Origin of the sequence: Streptomyces sp. ActVer (assembly GCF_027270795.1) — a bacterium.
Classification (GTDB): Bacteria; Actinomycetota; Actinomycetes; order Streptomycetales; family Streptomycetaceae; genus Streptomyces; species Streptomyces umbrinus_A.
This window is the reverse complement of the sequence record NZ_JAPWHT010000485.1, coordinates 1-7,611: the sequence shown is the minus strand read 5'-3', so window position 1 is coordinate 7,611 and position 7,611 is coordinate 1. Positions and strand designations below refer to the sequence as shown.

Here is a 7,611-nt window from a genome sequence, read left to right as displayed (position 1 = left end):
GTGCGAGCCCCAGCCGGGGGCGACGAGCGCGCCGTCGCCCTGGCGCACCGGAAAGGTGAAGTCCGGCACCGCGGCCTCGGCGCCGGGCGCCCGGGCGGCCTTCGCCGCGAGCCCCACGTCCACGCGGGCGGTGTCCGGCAGCGGGTACACGGTTTCCTCGGGGCCGTCGATGCTGTCGGCGACGAGTCGCACGGACTGGTCGGCCGCCACGACGACCGGCGCCTTCGCGTACCGCTCCGCCGGAACCGAGGCGCGGGCGCCCGTCTCCAGCAGGATGCCGCAGGCCGCGACGATCAGCGCCGACATCATCAGCGCGACGAACGTGCCCGCGAACGACGCGGGTTTGAAGCGGACGGCCGCACGAGCGAGGCCGTTCGGGGTGAGGATCCTCATGCCGCGACCCCTGCCATCGCGCCCGTACGGCGGGCAAGCATCGCCATCCGCGCCGCGATCTGCTCCGCCGAACCGCGCTCCAGGCCGTCGACGAAGGTGCCCTCGTCGAGGAACAGCACGCTGTCGGCCCAGGCGGCCGCGGTCGGGTCGTGCGTGACCATGACGACAGTGGCGCCGAGGGTGTCCACCGCGTGCCGGAGCAGGCCGAGGACCTCGGCGGCGGTACCGGTGTCGAGGGCGCCGGTGGGCTCGTCGGCGAAAATCACGTCGGGGCTGGTGTCCAGCGCGCGGGCGGCGGCCACGCGCTGCTGCTGGCCGCCGGACAGCTCGCCCGGGCGGCGCCCCGCCTTGTCGGCGAGCCCGACCTGCGCGAGCACCGCGGCCGCTCGGCGGCGGTCCCTGCGCTGCCCGGCGAGGCGCAGGGGCAGCAGGACGTTCTGCTCCACGGTCAGCGACGGCAGCAGGTTGAACGCCTGGAATACGAACCCGAGTCGGCTGCGGCGGAGTTCGGTGAGCTTGTTCTCGCTCATACCGGTGATCTCCGTACCGCCGAGGCGCACGGATCCCGCCGACGGCCGGTCGAGCCCGGCGGCACACTGCAGGAAGGTGGACTTGCCGGACCCGGACGGGCCCATGACCGCGGTGAACGTGCCGCGCGGGAGGGCGAGGTCGACGCCCACGAGGGCGTGCACCGAGCCCGCGCCGCGGCCGTACTGCCGCCGGACACCGCGGAGTTCGACGGCGAGACCGGGTGTGGCGGCCGGAGCCTCCGGTCGGTCGTCCGTCTTCTGCCGCTTGCCGCTGCGTAGCTTCATGTTCCGCCCTCTCGCGATGTTCTCGTGCCGACGAGGAGGAGAGTGTGGGAACGGCTGCGCGCCGGGCGTCATACCCGGGAGCCAATGTGGAGGTGCTACCGCGGTAGGGGGTGGAGGAGGGACAGGGCCCGCCGGGGCTACCGCCCGAGGCCCGGGGCCCGGCCTGTCTGCCGTAGGCGGGTGGGGGCCGCCTACGGCGTCCGGGGTCATGAAGCGAGCCGCCCCCGACACGGACCGCAACCTGCCCGACACGCCTCAGGGGCGCCTGAACCAGCAGGTCGGGAACGTCGCCACGCGCCGTGCGACCACGTGGAGCCACAGCCCCGGGCGGGCCCGTCCTACTCCCCCGGGGCGACCAGCCCCGATTCGTACGCGAAGACCACCGCCTGGGCGCGGTCGCGCAGGTCGAGCTTGGTGAGGACGCGGCTCACATGCGTCTTCACCGTCTGCTCGGCCAGCACCAGCGTCTCCGCGATCTCCGTGTTGGACTGGCCGCGGGCCACCAGGGTGAGGACCTCGGTTTCGCGTTCCGTCAGAGCCTTGAGCCGCAGCGCGGGCTTGCCTCGGCCGGCCGGACGTAGCCGCGCGAAGTCCGCGATGAGGCGGCGCGTCACGGAGGGGGCGAGCAGCGCGTCGCCCGAGGCCACGACGCGTACCGCCGCGATCAGGTCGGCCGGCGGCGCGTCCTTCAGCAGGAAGCCGCTCGCGCCCGCTCGCAGCGCCTCGTAGACGTAGTCGTCGACATCGAACGTGGTGAGCATCAGGACTCGTGGCCGGTGCGTCACGCCCGGCGGGGGTGCGAGGAGGCGGCGCGCGGCCTCCAGGCCGTCCATCTCGGGCATACGGACGTCCATCAGTACGACGTCGGGATGGGTGCTCCGGCTCAGCTCGACGCCCTGCGCACCGTTGGGGGCCTCGCCCACCACGTCGATGTCGCTCTGGGCGGCGAGCAGCGCGGCGAAGCCGGCCCGCACCATGGCCTGGTCGTCGACGATGATGACGCGCGTGGTCACGTGAAGTCCTTTTCGGTCAGGGGGAGTTGGGCGGCCACCCGGAAGCCGCCGCCCGGCAGCGGCCCCGCGTCGAGGGTGCCGCCGACGAGCCGTACCCGCTCGCGCATGCCGACGAGTCCGTGCCCGGTGCCGCCCTCCTCCAGCGGCGCGGCGGGCGGCTCGGGCGACGGCCCGTTGACCACGAGGACGGTGAGCCGCGCGCTGTCCTCCGAACCGGACTCAGATACGGACTCCGACACCGACACCTGCGTCGGAGCACCCGGCGCGTGCCGCACGACGTTCGCGAGGGCCTCCTGGACGATGCGGTACGCGGAGAGGCCCACCGCCTCGGGCACGTCGGCGTCACAGGGGGTGAACTCCACCGGCACACCCGCCCTTGCCGTCGCCTCCACCAGCTGCCCGATCCGCGTCAGGCCCGGCTGGGGCGCGAGCTCGCCGTTCGCCTCCTCGCTCCGCAGCACGCCGAGGAGCCGTCGCATCTCGCCGAGCGACTCGCGCGAGGTCGCCGCGATGGACGTGAACTCCTCCTGCACGTCCGGCGGCAGCCGTTCGAGGCGGTACGCCGCGGTGTCCGCCTGCACCGTGATGACGGACATGTGGTGCGCCACCACGTCGTGCAACTCGCGCGCGATACGGGCGCGTTCCTCCAGCAGCGTCCGCCGGTCGCGCTCGGCCTCGCTGATCGTCTCCTGCTCGGCCAGCCTGCGCTGCGCGTCGTACCGCTCGCGGAGCGCACCGCCGAGCACGAGTACGACGCCGCTGAGAATGGTGAGCAGTACGTTCATGGCGCTTGTGCCGTTGGGCGCTAAAAAACCCAGGCCGACGTTCGCGGCCGCCGTGGCCAGCCACACCAGCAGCAGGGTCCGGCGCGGCTCGCGCAGGCCGAGGGCGAGGCAGAGGCCGATGTACCCGACGATCTCCATGGGCGGGAACGGCCACAGAAGCTGTTCTTTGAAGTCGACGGTGAGCAGGGCGAGCGCTCCGGCCACGTCCGCGGCGAAGATCACGTACCAGGCCTGCAGCGGGCGGACGACGGCGAGCAGCAGCGGTGCCGCCTGCGCGACGGCCAGCGCGCTCGCGATGCCGCCGTTCAGGCCGTAGTCGGCGGTGAGCACCTGGATGGTGGTGGGCAGCAGGGCGACGCTCAGCACGAACGCCACGGCCCACGGCAGCAGCCGTACCCACCGCCGCGAAGCCCCCGCGAGCAGCGCGCGCGAGGGTTCCTCCTCCACTGAGGTCATGGGCCCCAGCCTATGTGAGGTGCGACGACGTCAGGAGATGCGCAACTGCCGGGCCGACTCGGCGGATGATGTTGCGGGACGTGAGGAGCTGGCGCCGCAGGTGTCCCCACTTTTCGCCGTCGGGGTCGGGCATGTCCATCCCCTTGTGGTTGGGCGCGAAGGCCATGCCCAGGTGCAGCCCGAACAGAGTTTGATGGAGCGCGGCGAAGACGAGTGCGCGCGCGAGCGGCATGGTCGTCAGGAGCAGGGTGACGTACCCGGCGATGTGGGCGACGAGGAGCGCGCCCTCCACCAGGCGCTCGCGGCCGGCCTGGCGGCGCAGCCACGCGAGTAACCCGGTTCGGAAGAAGGCGCTGTACCGCCACTTCGTGAACACCCCGTCCAGCGGCCCGGGTGTCAGTGGTTCAGGCACGTCACGGTCGGCCGGTGCGCGTTGCATCCCGGCACCCCAGAAGTCGGCGAGCAGGCCGCGCTGCGACGAGTCCATCCCACCGGGCTGCATCGTGTACGCCACCGGCATGCCCAACGCCCGGCACCGGTCCAGCACCGAGACAGTGTTCCGTACGAGCTGACCGGTCATGGTGTCGGGAAAGGGGCGCAGGAAGTACCGCTGCATGTCATGTATCAACAACGCGCCGCGCCGCGGGTCGACCGTCCAGTCCGCCACGTTCTTCGGCAGGTCCGCCGATGTCGGCAACGGGTACGGCTCGATGTCCGCGATGCCGGCCATGCTGAATTCCTTTTCGGCTTACGGCGGTTCGGCCGGGGTGGCTCGTGACGTTGCACGTTCTGCGGTGCCCCGGCGACGACTACGACGGCCTGCGCAACCACCGCCTGACAGCCCACAGCCATACGCGTACGGCCGGGATCCATACGCGTCTGAGCCTGATGTACTGCCGTCCGAGCCAGTGAGCAGAGTTGGCTACTAACTGATCAGAAGTTGGCTGAACAGCCGGCCGGGTTCACGCGTACAGTGCGGCAGCAAGGCTGAAGATCATCTGACCGGCCGGGACGTCTGGAACCTGCCCAGTCCTGGCTTTGGGACACACGGCATCCGCGTCCATTCCCACGAACACGTTCAGAAATTGCTCTGGAGACACACCTGATGAAGCTAGCCAAGCGGCTTGTCCTCACCACCACGGCTCTCGCCACCGTCACCGCCGCCACGCTCATAGGCGCGACGGTCGGCCCGGCGGCGGCTTCGCAGCCCACCCGCACCGGCGTCGAGGTACCCGACGCGCTGAAGGTCCCGGACGGCAACCGGCTCACCGGCGTCTTCTCCGCCGAAGGCGTCCAGACCTACACCTGCACCGACGGCGCCTGGAAGCTGCTGGAGCCCGCCGCCACCCTGTGGGCCAAGAAGGACCACTCCCGCCGCACGGTCGCCCTCCACTCCCGCGGCCCCGTCTGGGTGTCCACGGTGGACGGCAGCGCCGTCAACGCCGCCGCCGTTGCCACCTCCCCCAAGGCCGGCACCATCCCCGAGCTCCTCCTGAAGTCCACCGCCACTCGCGGCACCGGCGTCTTCGCCGACGTCTCCTACATCCAGCGCCTCAACACGCACGGCGGCGTCGCTCCCACCACCGCCTGCACCGGCACGGACCAGACGAGCGTCCCGTACTCCGCCACCTACACCTTCTACAAGCCCGCCAAGTGATCCGGTAGGCAGCAACGGCGGTGGCCCCTGGGCGATTTCGAGGGGCCACTGCTGTTGCTGCCCCCGGCAGCAGAACGTACGACGCGGACTGAGGCCATGCACCGGACCGGCCTCCGGCCGCTACGCTCGGTCCGGTTCGAACAAATGACGACCGGTGGACGTCCAGGCCGCCGGGAAGGAAACGTGAGAGAGCGCGTGATATCCGGAGATGGCGATCACCAGGCGGGGACACGTTCGGAACGCGGTTCGGGGCGGCTGATCGCCGGTCGGTATCTGCTGCACGAGGTCCTCGGCAGGGGCGGTATGGGCACGGTCTGGCGGGCTCACGACCAGTTGCTGGACCGTCCGGTCGCCGTCAAGGAACTCCACATCCTCACCCACGGCGACGAGGAGCAGCGGGTCCGGGTGCGTCGTGCGGTCCGTGAGGCGCGCGCGGTCGCGCGGGTGCCGCACCCGCATGTGGTGGGCGTCCATGACCTGGTCGAGTCCGAGGACCGGCTGTGGATCGTCATGGAACTCGTCCAAGGGCCCTCGCTGGCCCACCACATCGCCGAGAACGGACCGCTCACCCCGCAGCACACCGCCTCCCTCGGACTGCAACTGCTCGACGCGCTCGGGGCCGTGCACGCGGCCGGCACCCTGCACCGCGACGTCAAACCGGCCAACGTCCTGCTCCGCCGCGACGGCAGCGCCGTCCTCACCGACTTCGGCATCGCGGTCCTGGACGACGGCGAGTTCCTCACCACCACCGGCGAACTGATCGGCTCGCTGGAGTTCATGGCCCCGGAGCGGGTGATGGGTTCGGAGGTCGGCCCGGCCTCCGACCTGTGGTCCCTGGGCGCGACCCTGGCCACGGCATGCGGCGGGCTGTCCCCGTTCCGCAGACCGGCACGACCCGCCACACTCCACGCGGTGGCCTACCAGGAACCCGCCCTGAGCGAGCGGCTCGGCCCGCTGCGCCCGGTCATCGAGGCGCTGCTGCGCAAGTCCCCCGACGAACGGCCCACTGCGGCCAGTACGCGCGACGCGCTGCACCGCGTCGCGGCGGGACACATGGACGCCGGACCCTTGCTGCCGTCGCCGACCGCCCACGCGTCCTGGCCCGCGCCCCTGCCGGCCGACGCGGACACCATGACCAGCGGCCGCCAGGGCCTGGTCCCGGCCGGACAGTCCGCACCGACCGCAACGCACACCACCTCGCTCAGGCCCACGCCCCAGCCCTCGTCCCGCCACCGGGGCGCGAAGCGGCTGTTGTGGGCGATGGCCGGAACTGCCGTACTGGCGGCGGGCGTTGGCGGTGGCCTGTTCCTCACCGGAGTGCTGCCGCTCAAGAAGGACCCCGTCACGACGACCACCCGCCAGGCCGTGAAGTCCACGACCGGCTGGCAGAAGGTGACCGGAGTGACCGTCCAGCCAGGAGACAAGGTCACCGTGCGCTTCGTCTCGGGCCAATGGACCGTCGACCACGTCAACATCCCCATGACCGGCCCGGTCGGCTACAACGCGGCCGTCGACCAGTCACTGAACGGCGCGAAGGACTGCAAGGTCAAGCCCGCGGCACCGTTCGGCGCCCTCCTGGCACGCCTCGCCGGTGAGAAGAACCTTCCCATACGCTCCGTCGGGCGGAAGCTCACCTTCAAGGCGGCCAACAACGGCACCCTGCAACTGGCCATCAACGACGAGGCCGACAGATGCGTCCAGGACAACAGAGGCATCGTGACCGTACAGGTCAGCGTCACGCACCAGCCTTGACTCTTCCCCACCACCTGACCCGCCTTCAGGGCTCGATCAGGCCGACGCGGATGGCGTAGCGGGTGAGTTCCACGCGGTCGCGCAGTCCCAGCTTCTGGAGGAGGTTGGTGCGGTGGCGTTCGACGGTTTTGGCGCTGATGACCAGGAGGAGGGCGATCTCCTTGGAGGTGTGGCCCTCGGCGACGAGCTTGAGGATTTCCTCTTCGCGTTCGGTGATGGGGCGGGCGGGCAGTTGTCCGCCGGTGCGGGCGCGGTCGAGGTAGGTGCGGATGACGGTGGTCTCGGCGCCGGGGTAGATGAAGGGTTCGTCGCGCAGGGCGGCGCGGCAGGCTTCGACGAGGTCGCGGTCGGCGACGGATTTGAGTACGTAGCCGGAGGCGCCGGATTTGAGGGCCTCGAAGAAGTACTGCTCGTTGTCGTACATCGTCAGCATCAGGGTGCGCAGGCCTGGACGGAGGCGGGCCAGTTCGCGGGCGGCCTGCAGACCGGTCCTGCGGGGCATGGCGATGTCGAGTATGGCCAGGTCGATGTCGTTGGCTCGGGCCTGGGCGATGGCTTCGGCGCCGTCGGAAGCCTCGGCGACGACAGTCAGGTCCGGCTCGGCGTCGAGGATGAGGCGGACGCCGTGGCGGACCAGGGCGTGGTCGTCGGCAAGCAGGATGCGGGCCGGTGTGGTCATCGCGCTGTCTCCTGGGTGCGGTCGGCGGCTGCGTGGCCGGTGACGTTCAGGCGGATCTCGG

The 7,611-nt window shown here is 71.1% G+C and carries 7 protein-coding genes and 2 pseudogenes; 3 read left to right on the top strand and 6 right to left on the bottom strand.

From position 1 onward, the window contains the following. From O3Q52_RS44880 to O3Q52_RS44860, 5 genes and pseudogenes are all read right to left on the bottom strand, one after another. Window positions 1–393: pseudogene (locus O3Q52_RS44880) on the bottom strand (ABC transporter permease); the annotation flags it as partial. Then, on the bottom strand, window positions 390–1,208 hold the full coding sequence (locus O3Q52_RS44875; RefSeq protein ID WP_269654276.1) for an ABC transporter ATP-binding protein: 819 nt from the start codon (window positions 1,206–1,208) through the stop codon (window positions 390–392). The pseudogene O3Q52_RS44880 and the gene O3Q52_RS44875, both read right to left, overlap by 4 nt. A 338-nt stretch (window positions 1,209–1,546) precedes the next feature. Then, window positions 1,547–2,221, bottom strand: a complete 675-nt coding sequence (locus tag O3Q52_RS44870) for a response regulator transcription factor (protein WP_269654275.1) — start codon at window positions 2,219–2,221, stop codon at window positions 1,547–1,549. Then, complete coding sequence (locus tag O3Q52_RS44865) at window positions 2,218–3,462, bottom strand: sensor histidine kinase (RefSeq protein ID WP_269654274.1); 1,245 nt, start codon at window positions 3,460–3,462, stop codon at window positions 2,218–2,220. Before O3Q52_RS44865 ends, O3Q52_RS44870 begins: the two co-directional genes overlap by 4 nt. 67 nt (window positions 3,463–3,529) lie before the next feature. After that, a pseudogene (locus O3Q52_RS44860) lies at window positions 3,530–4,192 on the bottom strand (isochorismatase family protein); the annotation flags it as partial. A 44-nt stretch (window positions 4,193–4,236) separates the two neighbouring features. Between O3Q52_RS44860 and O3Q52_RS44855 the strand changes: the two are divergent. The 3 genes from O3Q52_RS44855 to O3Q52_RS44845 all read left to right on the top strand — a co-directional run bounded on the left by O3Q52_RS44855 (window position 4,237) and on the right by O3Q52_RS44845 (window position 6,871). Beyond that, window positions 4,237–4,374, top strand: coding sequence for a hypothetical protein (locus O3Q52_RS44855; RefSeq protein WP_269654273.1), 138 nt, complete (start codon window positions 4,237–4,239; stop codon window positions 4,372–4,374). 193 nt (window positions 4,375–4,567) lie between these two features. Continuing rightward, the gene (locus O3Q52_RS44850; RefSeq protein WP_269654272.1) at window positions 4,568–5,119 is read left to right on the top strand and encodes a DUF3455 domain-containing protein; all 552 of its coding nucleotides are present in this window, start codon (window positions 4,568–4,570) and stop codon (window positions 5,117–5,119) included. A gap of 195 nt (window positions 5,120–5,314) precedes the next feature. Further along, a complete protein-coding gene (locus tag O3Q52_RS44845; RefSeq protein WP_269654271.1) occupies window positions 5,315–6,871 on the top strand; it encodes a serine/threonine-protein kinase in 1,557 nt (518 codons plus the stop codon). Between the two features lie 25 nt (window positions 6,872–6,896). Here O3Q52_RS44845 and O3Q52_RS44840 read toward each other — a convergent pair whose 3' ends face one another. Then, entirely contained in the window at window positions 6,897–7,550 is a 654-nt protein-coding gene (locus O3Q52_RS44840) for a response regulator transcription factor (protein WP_269654270.1), read from the bottom strand. Window positions 7,551–7,611 lie beyond the last annotated feature (61 nt).